A 16,004-nucleotide genomic window follows, 5' to 3' on the forward strand; every position below is an offset into this window, starting at 1 on the left:
TCGAGAAGGCAGCACGGGCCCCGGGTCGGTAGGACTCGGGGCCTTCTCTGTGGTGGCCTATCGTGGCCGGATGACCACGATGGCGCCACGTGACGCGACGATGTTCTGGCTGTCGCGGCGGACCGTCAATGATGTGTTTCTGCTCTACTGCTTCGCCGAAACCGACGCCACCACAGCCGAACTCGGCGCTTTCGTCGCCGCTCGCGCCGCGTCCATTCCGGATCTGCGGATCCGGCTTCGGGAGATACCGGGCAATCTCGACTATCCCCGGTGGGAGCCCGCCGAATTCACGTCCCAGCAATTCGTGACCCATCGGCCGGACGGTCTGCGCTGGCCTTTCCTGCTCGACCGCCTCGGCGAACTTCTGGGCACCGGCCTCGACGCTACCGAATTCCCTTGGCGCGTCCATGTTTTCCGTGCCGTGCGTGATGCGCCGGTCGCGGCCGGGCCCGCGCTCGTCGTGGTGCTGCAACTCTCGCACGCCCTGGCCGACGGGACCCGCGCCGCCGCCGTCGCGCGATCACTCTTCGCGCAGGCGGCGGCCGGTGAAGTTGTCCCCAGCTCTCCCGGTGAACCTGTGGATAACTCGGCAAATCGCCCGGTCGGACCTGTGAAAACTCCTGCACAGCCTGTGGATTACTGTGGACAGATCTGTGCATGGGCGGCCGGTTCGAGAGTGTCTGGCGTGCTGCGCTTTCCCCGGCAACTGGTCACCACGGTCCGGCGCGGCTACGCCGCCTACCAGGCGCAGCGGGAATTGGCGGAGCGCACGGCCGCGGGCGAGGTGCCAGCGGCCACAATCGGGTTCGCGCCGTGCCGGGTCAACCCGGCGAGGCCGGTAGCCGCGCTCGATCACCGGGTGCGGCTACTGGTCGTCGACGCCGCGGCTGTGCGGGTGCCCGGCCGAACCGTCACAGTCGTTGCCCTGACAGCCATATCGCAAGCGCTGTCGGCGTACCTCGCCGAACACGGTGACCGGCCCGAACGTCTCGGAACCGCCCTGCCGATGGCGGTGCCGGCGTCGGGCACGGCGCGCAACAACTACCGCGGCCTGTCCATCGACCTGCACATCGGCGAACCCGACCTCGCCGTCCGCGCTGACCTGATCGCCGCCGACCTCGCCACCCGCCGCGAGCGCGCACTGAATCCACTGCTCGCCGTACAGGACCGGGTCGGCGAGACGGTCCCGGCGATGCTGGCCGCACGTGACGTAGCGCGCGCCGACCTGAACAGCGTCCCGGACGCCCTCGACGGCAACACCGTGGTCTCCAGCGTCTACCGCGGCGCGGCCGATCTCGCCTTCGCGGGCGCTCCCGTCCTGTTCACCGGTGGTTTCCCCGCCATCGGTACCGTCATGCACCTCACCCACGGGGTCCACGGCATCGGCGAAACCATCACGCTGTCAGTACATTTCGATGCCGAACTCCTGGCCGATCCGGATCGCTATCTGACCCTGCTCGGCGAGTCGCTGGCCGCGGTCGTCGCGGCGCACTAGTCGCGTGTGCGGCGCAATTCGATGCCGATGGCGCGCAGGGCCGAATGCAGTGCGGTCGCGGGATCGGTGCCCGCTGCCTCGCCTTCGATCAGGCCGTCGATGCGGAACGGGCAGAAGTAGCCGGTGCCGGTCTGGTGTGGCCTGCCGATCTCGATGAGCGGGCGGGTGGCGCCGAGTTCGGCGGCGATCGCGTCGGCGAGGGCGGCGTCGGCGGCGCGTGGGTCGCGTCGACGGGTCGCGGGGAGGGCGGGCGTCGATTGCGCGTGCACCCGTTCGTACCAGTCGATCACCTCGGACGGCACTGCGCGCGTTCCGGTTTCGTAGTGACCGAGCGCCGCCCGGGAGTAGGGGACGCGGGTCGCCAGTGCGGCCAGGGATAGCCCGGCCTCTTCGCGGAGTTGTCGCAACCGTGCCCCGACGACGGTGGTCTCGCCGTTCCCCTGCTCGCCCCGACTGGACATGGACCCATCGTAGAGAACTGTAGACGTTTGTAGACGCTTTTTGCTGTCCAAAAGGTCTTGACGGCGACCATACTTTGCTGCGGTGGCTTCGACGCCACCATACCGCGTCACCCGTGCAGCACCGACTGGTTCGGAGGGGACAGATGGACATCTACCTGTGGATCGCTGTGGGACTGTTCGTATTCGGAGCGCTGACCCGCTACCTGCTACTCCTGCCGCCCGTGGATCACGGACGGCCGAGCGTGCACGACATCCGGCGACGGCTTCAGTCCGAGCGCGAACTCCCCGGCCACGACTCCACCGTGCCGTCGGTGCGGACCAGTTCCGACAGGAGCTTCTCGGCGTCGGACTTCTCCCTGGCCAGGGCGCTCCAGCCGCGGACGACACCGTCCGCGCGGGACTTCGTCGTCCACGAGCCGACGGCATGAGCGCCCTGGGGATGCAGCGAGTAGTAGATGGTGCCGATCGGCCACCCGACGTCCATGCCGCGAACCCAGCCGGTGAGCGCGTCACCGTCCCACACCCGCATCTCGCCCCGCATCTGCGTGGCCGGGTCGTCCTGCGCCGCAGGGGTTTCGGCGGCCGAGTCGATCAGCAGGTGGTCGCCCTCGTGCCGGATGGTCACCGGCGTTACCTCGACCTCGTCGCCGTGGTTCGCCGCTTTCTGCCAGGCTGCCCACCACCGGCCCGCCAGGTCGATCCGGTTGTCGACGATGCCTGCCAATTCGGCGAGCGAGATCTGCAGCGCGTCGGCCAGCCGGATCGCGACGGGCAGCGTCGGCGACTGTTCCTCGGATTCGTACCGGGTGATCTGCCGCGAGCTCACCCCGATCGCGGTGGCGAGCGCGGGCTGCGACAGCCCGAGCAACCGCCGCCGCTCCTGGATCACCTTCCCCGTCCCGGTGTTCATACAGTCATCGCCTCCATCGCCGGCCCCTACCGTCACACCCTGCTGGACACATCCGCACCAGACCCGCCGTCATCGCGTGCCGCCGCCAGGGGTCGCGAAGACCACTGGCGCGGCGCACATGCCGACTGCGTGGCCGATTCTCCCATCTCTTCGCTCCAGCAGGCCCGTTTCGTGCTGACTCAGCACGACGGGTGTGGTCCGCGCTGCCTGCAGCACCTGGCGGCCACGGCCTACAGCACCGGCCTGATCGAGGACATCTGAGCTGACCGCGCCGTGACAACGCGACACGTTGACGAACTCGTTGCGAGATGACGAACGTGCCGCGAACGCCGTTACCGTCGATGGTATGAGTGCGGACCCAGCGGCGGAAGGCGACGGCGGCACGATCACCGAACGCCCAGGTCTGCGCCAGCGGTGGCGGTTGCGCAGGCCGTTCGTCCTGCCCTCGCAGCGCGCCACCGCCGACAACATCACCGCAGCGCCGACCCCGCTGCAGCCGATCGATCTCACCGACGACGCCGAGGTGTCGCAGGTGCTCGACCTGGCGGTGCGGGTGGGTGAGGTGGTGCTGTCGGCGGGTACCGGTGTCGTGGACACCTCGGCGCAGGTGCGCTTCATCGCCTCCACCTACGGCTTGGACAAATGCGATATCGACGTCACCTTCGACGCGATCCGCATCTGGGCCGACCGCGGTCCCCGGCTGCCGCCTGCCAGCGATATGCGGATCGTGAAGTACCGCTCGCTCGACTTCACCCGGCTGGCCGCGGTCGACCGCCTGACCCGCCGGATCCGCAGCCAGGTCGTGCCCGTCGACCAGGCGCACGCGGCGCTCGACGAGATCGTCTCGTCGCGGCACCCGTATCCACGATGGGTGTCCACGGCGGGCTGGTCGCTGCTGGCGGCCGCGATCGCGGTGCTGCTCGGCGGTGGCGTCCTGCTCGCCGCCATCAGCTTCGCGACGACCGCGCTGATCGATGTGGTCAACCGGGCGCTGCATCAACTCGGTCTGCCGATCTTCTTCCAGCACATGATCGGTGGTGTCATCGCCGCCGCGCCCGCCATCGCGCTGGCCGCGTTCAGTGATCACTGGCGGGCCGACGCCGCGCTGATCGTCGCCGCGGGCATCACCGTGCTGCTCAGTGGGCAGCAGCTGGTCGGTTCGGTGCAGGACGCCATCACCGGCGCGCCGATCACCGCGGCGGCCCGCATGCTCGAGGTGGTGATGATGACCGGCGGCATCGTCGCCGGTATCGGTCTGGCGCTGCGGATTTCGACGATGCTGGGGATCGCGGTGCCGGAGATCGCGGCCGGCGCGGGCCAGGACACCGAATTTCTGGCGATCAAGCTGAGCGCCGGTGCGGTGGCGGCGATCGCCTTCGCGTTGGCCTGCTATGCCGAGCGTCGTGCCCTGTTCGCGGCCGGGCTCAGCGGTGCGGCGGGCACCATGGCCTTCCTCGGCACGCAGGACATCGGGTTCGGACCGGTCGTCGCCTCCGGTATGGCGGCCACCCTGGTCGGTCTGGCCGGTGGTCTGATGGCGCGCCGGGCGCTGACGCCGCCGCTGGTCGTCGCGGTCGCCGGCATCACGCCGCTGCTGCCGGGTCTGAAGGTGTATCGCGGGCTGTACGCCCTGCTCGAGGACGAAACGCTGCTCGGTTTCGGGCAGATTCTCGGCGCGTTCGGTGTGGGCTGCGCGCTGGCGGCGGGCGTCGTTCTCGGTGAGTGGTTCGACCGATTGCTGAGCCGCCGCGGTGCGCCGCGCGACTTCGACCCGACCTACACCAGCGACCGATGAACTAAGTCTGGACGAGGGTGCGCGGCCCGTCGGCCGCGGATTCGGCGGGCGCGGGATCCTGGATGCGCGGTTTGCCTGCCGCCCAGCGCATCTGGCTGCGGGCGGCGGGCGCCTCGGTCGCCGCCGGGATGACGAGCAGCGCCAGCGCGGCGCCATTGCTGCCGACCACGTGCATGATGCGCGAGGCCTGCTCGCCCTTGGCGTCGTCAGCGGAATCGACGGCGTTCCAGTCGAATCCGAGGCGGGCGAGCTTGCCGATGCGCGGCGATACCGCGTGCACCAGCTGGTGCAGCTCGGTCATCGGCTGATCGGTGCGCGGCCACCAGGCGCCGTCGATCGGGCCGGTGGCGGCATGGCGGTCACGCAGCATCAGCCGGATCGGCCCGGTCGCGTCGCGACCGATGCTCGTTTCAGGTGCTGTATTCACTACGAATGATGTCTTTCTGAAGTCTCGAGGGGCGCCGTCGGGTAAACATCGACCGGCACACGCCGTCCGTTTACGGACGGGCACTGGGGTTGGGTACCCACTCCACTGTGTCGGCACGCACACATCTGTGACCGTGGCGGCGACACCGGCGGTGGGTGTGGTGGGGGTCTCCCGCACTGTCGGGGCTCACTCTACGGAAGCCCACCGACAGATCCACCGATTAAACGAACAGGGCCCCGACCGGCGAACCGATCAGGGCCCTGCTGTGGCGGAGGATAGGGGATTTGAACCCCTGAGGGCGTTAACCCAACCCGCGTTCCAGGCGAGCGCCATAGGCCACTAGGCGAATCCTCCGTGGAGCAGCATAGCGGTCCTGGTGCCCCGGTGTAAAAACGGGTCGGGTCGGTCAGGGCGGATCCGTGGACTATACGGATACGTACACTGGGGCTCGGGCCGCTCGGGTGGCGGTCGAAGCCGAGCGATATGAGGTGGAACACGTCGTGGGCGTCGCGCGAACTCCCCGGTCGAGATGGGTCGAGGAAGGCCTGCAAGTCCTTGCCTCCTCGGGTGTCGACGCGGTCAGGGTGGAGGCACTGGCCAAGCGGATCGGCGTCACCAAGGGCGGGTTCTACGGCTATTTCGCCGATCGCGACGCGCTGCTGGTCGCCATGCTCGAGGCGTGGGAGAGCGAGGCCGTCGACCAGGTGATCGAGCAGGTCGAGCACGCGGGGGTCGACTCGAAGACCAAGGCGCGGCTGGCGGGCGTGCTCACCTTCTCCAGCAACCGGCTGCTGCCGATCGATCTCGCCATCCGCGACTGGGCCCGCCGCGACGACGACGTCGCCGAGCGCCTGCGCCGGGTCGACAATCGTCGAATGGCGCTGCTGCGCGAGACGATCGGTGAATTCTGCGATGATCCCGACGAAGTGGAAGCCCGCAGCCTGCTCGCCTTCTGCGCGGTGATCGGCGGCCACTTCCTCGCCGCCGACCACGAGGGCCGCACCCGCGTTCAGGTCATGGCCCGCGCCGCCGACCTGCTGTTCGATCCCCCCGATCGCTAGTCGGCCCGATAACCGCTACACTGGCCGACGGATCCCGCGCGGCGCGCATCCTGTGAACTCCCCCAGGGCCGGAAGGCAGCAAGGGTCAACGGGCTCTGCCGGGTGCGCGGGGTCCCCTTTATTTTCTGGGGATCCCCGCCTGATCGATCGGCCTACGCACCTTCGCAGTGTGCGAGCCTCATCCGGCCCCGGATACCCCACCGATTCCGAGCAACCGCCGGGTAACGTTGCGGGTGTCGGCACGCGCAGCGTGCACCCCCCACCTTGCTGCTTCGAAAGGCTGCCCAGGATGCCCCGGCAAACGCAGATCGGTTTGATGAGCCACGCGGAACTCGTGTCCGAGCACGAGTCCCAGACCGCGAATTACGCGAAGCTCGAGACCGAGAAGCTCACGCTGGATCTCACCCGAGGTAAGCCATCGCCGGAACAACTCGACTTGTCCGCGTCCCTACTGGCGTTACCCGGTGACGGCGATTTCCGCGACGGGTCCGGCACCGACTGCCGTAACTACGGCGGCCTCAACGGCCTGCCCGAACTGCGCGCCATCTTCGGTGAGCTGCTCGGCATCCCGGTCGAGCAGCTGATCGCGGGCAACAACGCCAGCCTCGAGCTCATGCACGACAACATCGTCTTCGCCATGCTCTACGGCGCCCCGGATTCGCCGCGCCGCTGGGCGGCGGAGGAGACGATCAAGTGGCTGTGCCCGGCCCCCGGCTACGACCGGCACTTCGCGATTACCGAGGCGCTCGGCATCGAGATGATCACCATCCCGATGAACAATGACGGCCCCGACACCAGGGCCATCGCGACGCTGCTGGCAAACGACCCGCAGATCAAGGGCCTGTGGGCGGTGCCGAACTACGCCAACCCTACCGGCGCCGTCTTCTCCGAAGAGGTTGTCCGCGAGCTGGTTACGATGCCTGCCGCCGCGCCGGACTTCCGGCTGTTCTGGGACAACGCCTACGCGGTGCACCCGCTGACCGATACCGCGGCGCCGGTGCTCGACGTCCTCGGCATGGCCGCGGCGGCGGGTAACCCGAACCGGCCGCTGGTGTTCGCCTCCACCTCCAAGATCACCTTCGCCGGTGCGGGCGTGAGCTTCTTCGGCGCGTCCAAGGCGAACCTGGACTGGTACCTGTCGCACGCGGCGAAGAAGAGCATCGGCCCCGACAAGCTCAACCAGCTGCGGCACCTGCGCTTCTTCACCGACGCCGAGGGCGTGCGCGAGCACATGCAGAAGCACCGCAGGCTGCTCGAGCCGAAGTTCGCGCTGGTCCGCCGCATTCTGGAGGATCGCCTCGGCGCCTCCAAGGTCGCCTCGTGGACCGAGCCCAAGGGCGGCTACTTCATCAGCCTCGACGTGCTCGAGGGCACGGCGGCCAGGGTGATCGCGCTGGCCAAGGACGCGGGCATCGCCCTCACCGCCGCTGGCTCGGCGTTCCCGTACGGCAACGACCCCGAGGACAAGAACATCCGCATCGCCCCCTCCTTCCCGCAGTTGCCGGAACTGGAGAAGGCGATGGACGGCCTGGCTACCTGTGTGCTGCTCGCAGCGACAGAAAAACTGCTCGCCCAGCACTGAGTTCTACGAGCCGGGCGCGCACACCCGCGCGCCCGGCTTCGGCTCAGGAAGGCTTGTGCACCAGCACGCCGAACATGGTGACCGAGATGTGGACATCCCCGCGATCGGCGCCCGCCTGCAGGTCGGCGACGAGCTGATCCCGCTCGGCGGCGGTGATCGTCCCGCGCAGCACGGCCAGCTCGGCGATCCGGCTGACCAGCGCGCCCGCGCCCACACTGCGGTCCTGCACCAGCGCGTGCGAACCGATCTCGTCGACGACCAGGCCGGCATCGCTGAGCAGACCGGCCAGCCTGCGCCCGGACAGCGGGTTCGTTGTCGAGGAGATCAGGGTGTCGATCACGGCGCCGACCACCCGGTGGTCGCCCGGATGCACGATCGCCGTCTTCCAGTCGCTGTCGACCACCACCGCGCGGCCACCCGGCCGCAGCACCCTGGCGATCTCGGCCGCGGCGCGCGCAGGCGCGGTCAGATGCTGGAACACCCGTTCGCAGAGCACCGCGTCGAAGGTGTCGTTGCCGAACGGCAGGCCGTAGGCGTCACCGGTGGCGAAGGTCGCGGCCGAGCCATGTTCCTCGGCCCTGCGCTCGGCCGAGGCGATCAGGTTCGGATCGGGTTCGACGCCGACAGCGGTGCCGGTCGGCCCGACGGCGTCGGCGAAGACGAACACCTCCGAGCCGGTACCGGATCCGATGTCGAGGGCACTCTCGCCCGGCCGCAAGCCGAGCGCATGGTGGCTCCAGGCCCGTAGCCTGCGCATCCCGGGCTGGGTGACCTCCAGGTCATGAGCGTCGATCAGTTGGTCCTTGCCCGCTTGATCGAAGCGGTCAGGGCGTGGGGTGTAGTCGGTCATACTTACCGCCATCGTGGGAACCTCGGTCCTGGTGAGCATGGACTCAGAGGCTATAGGTGAATTGTGTCACGATGAATGTATGACTCGTACGCTGTGTCTCGCGCAGGACCCTGAGGCCGACGAACTCCTGAGCACCGATGATTTCGCGTTGCTGCTGGGAATGCTGCTCGATCAGCAGTATCCGATGGAGCACGCGTTTCGGGGTCCGCGCAAACTCGCTGAGCGCATGGACGGATTCGATCTGCGCCGGATCGCCGGCGCCGATCCGGCCGAATTCGAGGAGCTCGCCGCGACGCCGCCCGCCATCCATCGCTACGGGCGGTCGATGGCGCGGCGCGCGCAGGCGCTGGCCCAGTACGTGATCGAGCACTACGACGGCGTGCCTGCCAACATCTGGACCGAGGGCGATCCCGACGGCAAAGAGGTGCTGCGCCGGTTGCAGGACCTGCCCGGATTCGGCGCGCAGAAGGCGAAGATCTTCCTCGCGCTGCTCGGTAAGCAGCGTGACGTGCATCCCGACGGCTGGCGCGCAGCGGCCGGATCCTATGGCGACGAAGGGTCGCGCCGCTCGGTCGCCGATGTGGTCGATGCCGAAACACTCGCCGAAGTAAGGGAATTCAAGAAACAGGCGAAAGCGGCCGCGAAGTCCGCCGGTATGAATTCCTAGTTACGATCTGCCTGCGTTTTTCCCTCGTCACCAGCGTGGGTTTGCTCGAAGCTTGCTTCTCGAACAGCTCCACGACAGATGAGGGATTGGCAGTTTTATGAAGATGAGGAAGCTCGCCGTGGTTGCGGCGCTCCTGACCATGGCAACCGGTGTTGCCGCGGGCACCTCGGTCGCGGCGCCGGCCCCGCAGGCAGATGCACCGATCAATTTCACGGCCGAGGAGGTCGGCGGCACGTCCGTCATCACCACCGACGCGGGTTCGCTGGTCGCCGAAGACGGCGCTTTCAAGATCAAGGCCGCCAACGGCGACACCATCGCCGCCACGCCGCTGTCGTTCCGCCTAGACGAGTTCGAGCTGCCGATCGCCGCCGAGATCTCGGGCAACAAGGCCGTCCTGACCCCGCAGCTCGACCCGGCCAAGGCCGTCTACAAGCCCGTGGCCCTGCCCTTCGAGGACAAGGCGCCCTGGAAGAGCGAGTACGACCGTGAGGTCGCGGCCTGGAGCAGGCTGACCTCCACCATCTCGATGGCCGCCTCCATCGGCGCGCTGGTCGGTGGCCTCGGCGGCGCTGCCGTCGGTTGCGTCCTCGGTGGCGTGCTCGCGGGTACGGTCGCCCTCGGCACCATCGTCGGCCTGCTCGGCCCCTTCCTGCCCGCCGCCGCCGTCGGCTGCATCGCCGGCGCCCTGCTGGTCGGCCCGGTCGGCGCCATCGCCGGTCAGCTCTTCATCACCGCTCCGGCGGCGATCGGTGCGGCGATCCAGTACTTCACCACCATCAACGCACCCTTCACCGCACCGGCCAAGTAGCCGAGCAACGCGCGAGCGCCCCATCCGGTCCGCCGGATGGGGCGCTTGTGCGCTCCCACGACAGGGGTGTTGACCTGGGGAAATGGTGTGCCGCGCGGCACAATCCGCCGGTTCGGCTTGGATGGGTCCGGATTCGGTGTTAACTTGATTGTTATGTCCGGCAACCATCTCACCGCCAAGCGGGTCACCTACGTGACCGCCGCGCTGGGTCTGCGGTTGCCGTTGACGCGTGAACTTTGTCGTTCCTGATGCTGCAGCTGGGCCGTCTCCGGCTCGCGAGCTGCCACGCCATACGTGTCGGCAATTCCGTTGGGACAACGGGATTTCAGCAAGGAACTTCATATGTCTACTCCCATCATCGATCGCCCCGTCAGCCGGGCGGCCGCCGGTCGTCCCCGGGTTTCGCGCCCCGTGGTCGCCCCTGAGCTGCGCCGCAGCGACAACCCCGCCGCCGCCGTGCTGCGGACCGCCGCCTCCGGGCCGGTCTCGCGCGACAATGCAGCGCGGGCGACGGGTTTGAGCATCGCCACCGTGAATCGGCAAGTGGCGTCGCTGCTTTCGGCGGGTCTGCTGCGGGAGCGTCCCGATCTGACCGCTGCCGGCGCGGTCGGGCGGCCCCGGGTGCCGTTCGAGATCGACCACGAGGCCTATCTGACGCTGGGTATCCACGTCGGCGCCGCCGCGACCAAGATCGTCGCGGCCGACCTGCGCGGACGCATTCTCGGTGGTCTCGCCATCGCGACGCCGCAGACCGGCCAGGAGTTCGCGGTCACCACCGTGGCCCGCAGCGCCAAGGCGTTCCTGCAGCGCTGGCATCGGCGCACACCGCTGTGGGCCGGCGTTGCCATCGGCGGGCGCGTCGATCCGCACACCGGCGTGGTCGACCATCCCAAGCTGGACTGGAAGGGCGCGCCGATCGGGCAGGTCCTCGGCGATGTGCTGGAACTGCCGGTTTCGGTGGCCCCGCACGTCGAGGCGATGGCCGCCTCGGAACTGCTGCTGCCGACCTTCGACGCGCGCAGGCCGGAACCCGACACCGAACTGCCGGCCACCCAGCACGGCAGCAGCCTCTACTTCTACGTCCGCGAGACCGCGGGCATCGCCGTCACCCTCGACGGCCGGGTGCACACCCCGAACAACGGTCCCGGTTCCATCGCGCACCTGCCCACCGGCTCCGACGTGCAGTGCACCTGCGGTCGACGTGGCTGCTTGGAAGTGACCGTCGGCGACCGGGCCCTGCAGGCCCGTGCGGTCGGCCGCGGAATCATCCCGGCGCACAACGGAACCGCGGGCACGACCATCGCCGACCTCTACCGCGCAGCGGAATCCGGGTCAGAGGGCGCGCGCGAGCTGCTCGCGGAGCGGGCGACGATGCTCGGCCAGACCGTCGCCCTGGTCCGCGACATGCTCAACCCCGACCGGGTCGTGCTCGGCGGCCAGGCCTTCACCGGCTACCGGCCCGCGCTGCCGCACGTGGCGAGGGCGTTCACACAGAGCACCCAGCTGCCGCCCACCGACATCCGGATCAGCGGATTCGGCGGCAAGGTACAGGAATTCGCCGCGGTGGTCACCTCGCTCAGCGCGCTCTACGCGGACCCGCTGGCGGCCATCCGCAGGATCTAGCAGGCGGTTCGCGAGCCCTCGAGAGGGCCGCGAACCGTCCGCTCAGCGGGGGTTGAACGCACCTTCCAACGCTGTGATGAAGAACGGGAATTGGCCGGCGAAGCGGTGCAGGTTGCGGTCGCGGTCGTAGCCGGCGAACCAGTACAGGCCGGGCTGGGAGTCGGCCGACGGGTCCATGTCGCGGAAGGCGCGGATCCAGTTGTCGGCCCGGCCGCTGATCACCGTGTACGGCAGGGCACGCGAGAAGACCGTCTCCTGATCGATCGGCGGGATCTGCTCGCGGGCAACGGCATCCAGCCCGCGCTGCATGGCCCTGACACGCCCGGCGACGGTGTCGCCGAGGGTCGTCCTGGTCGGCAGGTAGTTGGGCAGCAGGACCGCCGCGACACCGGCCAGGGCGATGGCGACGCCGACCAGCGCGTGCCCGGAGGTCAGCGCGAGGGTGACCGTGGCGATCACGCCGAGCGCGATCAGGGCGACGCCGATCCAGCGGGGGAGCGCGCGCTGCTTGGGGTCGGCGAAGGCGCCGGTGGCGACCGCGTCGGCGCGCATGGCGGCACGGACCGGCTCGAGCTGCATGCGGCCGGGCGCGCGGAGTTCGCGGACGGCGACGGTGTCGGTGCCCTCGGGTAGCAGCATGTCGTAGACGACGCGCTCGTAGTCGCGCAGCTGGTCGTCGGGCGCGTTGACCCGGCTGATCCGCCAGTCGTCCTCGCCGCGGGCGTTCACCGGCGTGATCCACAGGTAGCGCCGGACGGCGAGATCGACGACGGTCGCGGCGATGTCGACCGGGTCGACGTGCTCGTCGAGCAACAGTCCCGCCTCGCCGGGCAGCACGCCGTCGGGCGAGGTGAAGTCGACCCGGCCGCCCTGCTGGACAAGGGGTTCGAACGCGTCGCTGCCCGCGAGCGCCGCGGCCGCCCGTTTCCTGGCCAGCAGCACGTAGGCGATCATGCCCGCCAGGGCGAGCAGCAGCGCGCCGAAGGCGGCGTACACGGGCGCGGTGAAGGCGAAGAACCCGTTCGAATCGCCGCCGCGCACATCGGCGTTGGCCGGCACGGTGCCGGGCGGCAGCTGCAGAGTGAGATCGATCGCGTCGCCCTTACGCAGATCGCGCTGGCTCAGGTACAGCACGCCGTCGGGTTCGGTATGCACATCGGCGCACGGCTTGGCATTGCCCGCCGGTCCGAGTTTGCAGTCGACGATGCCCATTTGATAGCTGGGGCTGATCACCGAGACGTCGAGCGCGGCGATATCGGCATTGAGCACGCCGAGCCAGTGGAACACCTGGGTGCCAGGTGCGTCGGAGACGGTGTTGTGCAGCGAGTAGGTGAACTTGGATTCACCCGGCTTCGCTTCGACGACGAACTGATCGTCGACCGTGGTCGCGGTGCCTGCGCCGCTCGCGGTGACATCGGTGACCTTGAAAACGCGTTCGACGTCGTCACCGACCTTGAGACGCAAGGGAAGTGCCATCGTGAAATTGCCGTCGGCGGGCACACCGACCGTCTCGGTGACCTCGAGCACACCGGCTTCGGTCAGCGTGAGGTCGGCGGTGATCGTGACGCCGATCGGCGCGGGCTCCGTGTTGGCTACCGGCGCGGCCGCGAGTACACCCGCCGCGGCGAGCAGCAGCGCGCCTGCGGCGCCCCCCCGAAAAGTCAGCATGGCTGCTTACTCTAGACAGCTTGCTATCCTGCGTCAGCGGCTGTCGGCGACGAACTAGACGAGGGGGTACGGGGGACGTGACCCAACCACCGTACGGTTATGGCCCGGTCGGCCCAGGTGGACGACCTGTTCCGCCGCCCCCTGGCTATGGCCAGCCGCCGGGCTACCGACCGCAGCCCGGATACGGCCCGCCCGGTTATCAACAGCCCCAGGGTTATCCACAGGGTTATGGACCGCGGCAGGGCTACGGTCCGCCGTCGGGCTACCGTCCGCCGCCGATGCCCTACGGCCCGCCCGGCCGCCCGACCCCGCCGCCGCGTAAGCGCCGCGGTGGCCTGACCTCGCTGTTCCTCGTGATCGTCTTCCTGGTGGTCGGCGGCCTGGTGAAGTTCGCCGTCAACACCGGAATCGACGTCGGGATCGGCGCGATCGGCCCGAAGCCGAGCACCACCTACGAGCCGCAGCCCGGCACCGCACCGGCGGCGACCAGCGACAACCCGTTGCTCACCGACGCCGACGGCACCCTGGTTCCGGCGTCCTGCGACTACGCGCCGTGGAGCACCCAGGTCGACAAGGCGCGCGCGTTCTTCGAATCGGCTGCCCGCTGCCTGGAATCGGCGTGGAAACCGCTGCTGGCCGAGAACAATCTGCCGTTCGAGTCGCCGACGCTGAGCGTCACCGCGACCACCGCGGGCATCACCACCCCGTGCACCGGCTCGACGAGCAACTTCGCCGCCTTCTACTGCGCCGCGAACAAGACCATCTACATGCCGATCAGCCAGCTGCAGACCGACCAGTTCCGCGACAACTGGGTCGTGTACCTGTCGGTGTTCGCGCACGAGTACGGCCACCACGTGCAGGCCCAGTCGGGCATCCTGCGCAAGGCCAACAGCGAACGCGTCGACGCGGGCGCCCGCTCACCCAAGGGCCTCGAGCTCTCGCGCCGAGTCGAGTTGCAGGCCAACTGCTTCGACGGCATGTTCATCGCCTCGTCGAAGGGCGGCGGTTCGCTGTCGGCCGCGCAGGTCACCGTCGCCACCAAGGATTCCTACGGCCGCGGTGACGGGCCGGGTGACATGCGCGATCACGGCACCTCCGAGCACGGTGGTGAGTGGTTCGAGGCCGGCCTCGACCACAACCTCACCCCCAAGTGCAACACCTTCACGGCCGGCGCGGGCGAAGTGAGCTGACCCGCCTCTCCGCGTATTCAGGCCGGACTCGTCTGCCACCTGGGTTAGCGTTGGCGGCCGGCGGGACGAGCTGGGGCGAGTCAGCCCGTACCCGGTGAGTTACCCATGTGCTCGCGTGGTCAGTGGTCTGATCAGTGGCCGTAGTGGCCTTCGCCGAAGCGGCGGGGGGAACTGCCATGTACGCCTTCGGCATACGCTGTCTCGGCGTGCAACGCGAAGTCGATACCAGCGGTTTCGTCCTCCTTGCTGACCCGGAAGCCGATGACCTTGTCGATGCCCTTGCCGATCACGAACGACACCGTGAACGCGTACGCCGCGACCACAAGGACCGCGACGAGCTGCTTGCCGAGCTGGGTGAAGCCGCCGCCGTAGAGCAGGCCGTTCACGCCGCAGGTCATCACCTCGGTGGCGAGCAGGCCGATCAGGATCGTGCCGACGATGCCGCCGACGAAGTGCACGCCGACCACGTCGAGCGAATCGTCATAGCCTGCCTTGTGTTTCCAGCCGACCGCGAACGAACACACGATGCCGGCGGCCAGGCCGACGATCACCGCACCGAGGGTGTTGATCACGCCGCAGGACGGGGTGATCGCGACCAGACCGGCGACCGCGCCGGAGGCCGCGCCGAAGGTGGTCGGCCTGCCGTCGCGGATCTGTTCGACGATCAGCCAGCCGAGCATGCCGAGGCTGCCCGCGACGAGGGTGTTGAGGAAGACCGCGGCCGCGGTGCCGGTGGCGCCGAGTGCCGAACCGGCGTTGAAACCGAACCAGCCGAACCACAGCAGACCGGCGCCGAGCAGCACGAACGGCAGGTTGTGCGGGCGCATCGCGTCGATGTTGAAGCCGATGCGCGGGCCGAGCACCAGGGCAAGCGCCAGGGCCGAAGCGCCGGAGGCGATCTCCACCACTAGGCCGCCCGCGTAATCGAGCGCGCCGAAATCGAGCAGCCAGCCGTCGGGCCCCCACACCCAGTGCGCGATCGGCGCGTACACCGCCAGCGTCCACAGCGGGACGAAGACCATCCAGCCCGCGAACTTGGCGCGGTCGGCGATCGCGCCGGAGACCAGGGCGGCGGTGAGGATCGCGAAGGTCAGCTGGAAGGTGACGAACAGCAGTTCCGGGATCGTGCCGCGCACGGAGCCGGGATTGATTCCGGCCAGGCCCGCGTGCTCGAGGTTGCCGATGAGGCCGCCGCCCGCATCGTCACCGAAGGCCAGGCTGTACCCGGCGACCAGCCACACGACGGTGACCAGCGGGATCGCGATGAAGCTCATCATCAGCATGTTCAGCACGCCGGTGGAGCGCACCATCCCGCCGTAGAAAACGGCCAGCGCCGGCGTCATCAACAGCACCATGGCGGTAGCCGCGAGTAGCCAGGCGGTGGCCGCGGGATCGATCGTTGCGGGCACGGTAACTCCTTCCACGCGTGATTGCGTTGCGTGGAAATTACCGAATGCTCACCGCGTG

15 protein-coding genes, 1 tRNA gene and 1 other RNA gene are annotated in these 16,004 nt (G+C 68.8%); 10 read left to right on the forward strand and 7 right to left on the reverse strand.

The window, feature by feature from the left end; all coding sequences use genetic code 11:
- Window positions 1–70: 70 nt before the first annotated feature.
- The gene (locus ACWF9G_RS18655) at window positions 71–1,495 is read left to right on the forward strand and encodes a wax ester/triacylglycerol synthase domain-containing protein (protein WP_379307465.1); all 1,425 of its coding nucleotides are present in this window, start codon (window positions 71–73) and stop codon (window positions 1,493–1,495) included.
- Here the strand turns inward: ACWF9G_RS18655 and ACWF9G_RS18660 are convergent.
- Both ACWF9G_RS18660 and ACWF9G_RS18665 read right to left on the reverse strand, forming a co-directional pair.
- On the reverse strand, window positions 1,492–1,956 hold the full coding sequence (locus ACWF9G_RS18660) for a helix-turn-helix domain-containing protein (RefSeq protein WP_452516641.1): 465 nt from the start codon (window positions 1,954–1,956) through the stop codon (window positions 1,492–1,494). The genes ACWF9G_RS18655 and ACWF9G_RS18660 overlap by 4 nt on opposite strands.
- A gap of 265 nt (window positions 1,957–2,221) precedes the next feature.
- Window positions 2,222–2,866 carry a helix-turn-helix domain-containing protein gene (locus ACWF9G_RS18665; protein WP_379307469.1) on the reverse strand — a complete coding sequence of 215 codons (645 nt, stop codon included), beginning with the start codon at window positions 2,864–2,866 and terminating at the stop codon, window positions 2,222–2,224.
- 129 nt (window positions 2,867–2,995) lie between these two features.
- Between ACWF9G_RS18665 and ACWF9G_RS18670 the strand changes: the two genes are divergently transcribed.
- Together ACWF9G_RS18670 and ACWF9G_RS18675 are read left to right on the forward strand one after the other, a co-directional pair.
- Window positions 2,996–3,127 (forward strand): hypothetical protein, encoded by a 132-nt coding sequence (locus ACWF9G_RS18670; protein ID WP_268241490.1) that lies wholly within the window; start codon window positions 2,996–2,998, stop codon window positions 3,125–3,127.
- An 85-nt stretch (window positions 3,128–3,212) separates the two neighbouring features.
- Window positions 3,213–4,661 carry a threonine/serine exporter family protein gene (locus ACWF9G_RS18675; RefSeq protein ID WP_379307471.1) on the forward strand — a complete coding sequence of 483 codons (1,449 nt, stop codon included), beginning with the start codon at window positions 3,213–3,215 and terminating at the stop codon, window positions 4,659–4,661.
- A 1-nt stretch (window position 4,662) separates the two neighbouring features.
- On the opposite strand, the gene ACWF9G_RS18680 is transcribed toward ACWF9G_RS18675, so the two are convergent.
- Complete coding sequence (locus tag ACWF9G_RS18680; RefSeq protein ID WP_379307473.1) at window positions 4,663–5,088, reverse strand: DUF5994 family protein; 426 nt, start codon at window positions 5,086–5,088, stop codon at window positions 4,663–4,665.
- A gap of 266 nt (window positions 5,089–5,354) precedes the next feature.
- Window positions 5,355–5,442 (reverse strand) — tRNA-Ser (locus tag ACWF9G_RS18685).
- 134 nt (window positions 5,443–5,576) lie between these two features.
- Here ACWF9G_RS18685 and ACWF9G_RS18690 point away from each other — a divergent pair.
- The 3 genes from ACWF9G_RS18690 to ACWF9G_RS18700 all read left to right on the forward strand — a co-directional run bounded on the left by ACWF9G_RS18690 (window position 5,577) and on the right by ACWF9G_RS18700 (window position 7,731).
- Window positions 5,577–6,149, forward strand: coding sequence for a TetR/AcrR family transcriptional regulator (locus ACWF9G_RS18690; RefSeq protein WP_452516643.1), 573 nt, complete (start codon window positions 5,577–5,579; stop codon window positions 6,147–6,149).
- A gap of 26 nt (window positions 6,150–6,175) precedes the next feature.
- Window positions 6,176–6,270, forward strand: an RNA gene (ffs, locus tag ACWF9G_RS18695) — signal recognition particle sRNA small type.
- Between the two features lie 168 nt (window positions 6,271–6,438).
- A complete protein-coding gene (locus ACWF9G_RS18700; protein ID WP_379307477.1) occupies window positions 6,439–7,731 on the forward strand; it encodes an aminotransferase class I/II-fold pyridoxal phosphate-dependent enzyme in 1,293 nt (430 codons plus the stop codon).
- 43 nt (window positions 7,732–7,774) lie between these two features.
- On the opposite strand, the gene ACWF9G_RS18705 is transcribed toward ACWF9G_RS18700, so the two are convergent.
- Window positions 7,775–8,593: a methyltransferase domain-containing protein gene (locus tag ACWF9G_RS18705; RefSeq protein WP_452516644.1), complete on the reverse strand. Its 819-nt coding sequence runs from the start codon at window positions 8,591–8,593 to the stop codon at window positions 7,775–7,777.
- A gap of 67 nt (window positions 8,594–8,660) precedes the next feature.
- On the opposite strand from ACWF9G_RS18705, the gene ACWF9G_RS18710 reads away from it, so the two are divergent.
- The 3 genes from ACWF9G_RS18710 to ACWF9G_RS18720 all read left to right on the forward strand — a co-directional run bounded on the left by ACWF9G_RS18710 (window position 8,661) and on the right by ACWF9G_RS18720 (window position 11,679).
- Window positions 8,661–9,248, forward strand: coding sequence for an HhH-GPD-type base excision DNA repair protein (locus ACWF9G_RS18710; RefSeq protein ID WP_379307479.1), 588 nt, complete (start codon window positions 8,661–8,663; stop codon window positions 9,246–9,248).
- 97 nt (window positions 9,249–9,345) lie between these two features.
- Complete coding sequence (locus tag ACWF9G_RS18715; protein WP_452516646.1) at window positions 9,346–10,056, forward strand: hypothetical protein; 711 nt, start codon at window positions 9,346–9,348, stop codon at window positions 10,054–10,056.
- Between the two features lie 342 nt (window positions 10,057–10,398).
- Entirely contained in the window at window positions 10,399–11,679 is a 1,281-nt protein-coding gene (locus ACWF9G_RS18720; protein WP_379307483.1) for an ROK family transcriptional regulator, read from the forward strand.
- 42 nt (window positions 11,680–11,721) lie between these two features.
- Here ACWF9G_RS18720 and ACWF9G_RS18725 read toward each other — a convergent pair whose 3' ends face one another.
- On the reverse strand, window positions 11,722–13,347 hold the full coding sequence (locus ACWF9G_RS18725; protein ID WP_452516647.1) for a DUF2207 family protein: 1,626 nt from the start codon (window positions 13,345–13,347) through the stop codon (window positions 11,722–11,724).
- Between the two features lie 278 nt (window positions 13,348–13,625).
- Between ACWF9G_RS18725 and ACWF9G_RS18730 the strand changes: the two genes are divergently transcribed.
- Complete coding sequence (locus ACWF9G_RS18730) at window positions 13,626–14,537, forward strand: neutral zinc metallopeptidase (RefSeq protein WP_452516648.1); 912 nt, start codon at window positions 13,626–13,628, stop codon at window positions 14,535–14,537.
- Between the two features lie 131 nt (window positions 14,538–14,668).
- On the opposite strand, the gene ACWF9G_RS18735 is transcribed toward ACWF9G_RS18730, so the two are convergent.
- The gene (locus tag ACWF9G_RS18735) at window positions 14,669–15,946 is read right to left on the reverse strand and encodes an ammonium transporter (RefSeq protein ID WP_452516650.1); all 1,278 of its coding nucleotides are present in this window, start codon (window positions 15,944–15,946) and stop codon (window positions 14,669–14,671) included.
- Window positions 15,947–16,004: the final 58 nt, after the last annotated feature.

It is taken from the genome of Nocardia sp. NPDC055029, from assembly GCF_053608525.1.

Coding starts and splice junctions, on each gene's coding strand:
- ACWF9G_RS18720 (WP_379307483.1), top strand. CDS start 10,399: ATGTCTACTCCCATCATCGATCGCCCCGTCAGCCGGGCGGCCGCCGGT.
- ACWF9G_RS18725 (WP_452516647.1), bottom strand. CDS start 13,347: ATGCTGACTTTTCGGGGGGGCGCCGCAGGCGCGCTGCTGCTCGCCGCG.
- ACWF9G_RS18730 (WP_452516648.1), top strand. CDS start 13,626: ATGCCCTACGGCCCGCCCGGCCGCCCGACCCCGCCGCCGCGTAAGCGC.
- ACWF9G_RS18675 (WP_379307471.1), top strand. CDS start 3,213: ATGAGTGCGGACCCAGCGGCGGAAGGCGACGGCGGCACGATCACCGAA.
- ACWF9G_RS18710 (WP_379307479.1), top strand. CDS start 8,661: ATGACTCGTACGCTGTGTCTCGCGCAGGACCCTGAGGCCGACGAACTC.
- ACWF9G_RS18700 (WP_379307477.1), top strand. CDS start 6,439: ATGCCCCGGCAAACGCAGATCGGTTTGATGAGCCACGCGGAACTCGTG.
- ACWF9G_RS18705 (WP_452516644.1), bottom strand. CDS start 8,593: ATGGCGGTAAGTATGACCGACTACACCCCACGCCCTGACCGCTTCGAT.
- ACWF9G_RS18655 (WP_379307465.1), top strand. CDS start 71: ATGACCACGATGGCGCCACGTGACGCGACGATGTTCTGGCTGTCGCGG.
- ACWF9G_RS18715 (WP_452516646.1), top strand. CDS start 9,346: ATGAAGATGAGGAAGCTCGCCGTGGTTGCGGCGCTCCTGACCATGGCA.
- ACWF9G_RS18660 (WP_452516641.1), bottom strand. CDS start 1,956: ATGTCCAGTCGGGGCGAGCAGGGGAACGGCGAGACCACCGTCGTCGGG.
- ACWF9G_RS18665 (WP_379307469.1), bottom strand. CDS start 2,866: ATGAACACCGGGACGGGGAAGGTGATCCAGGAGCGGCGGCGGTTGCTC.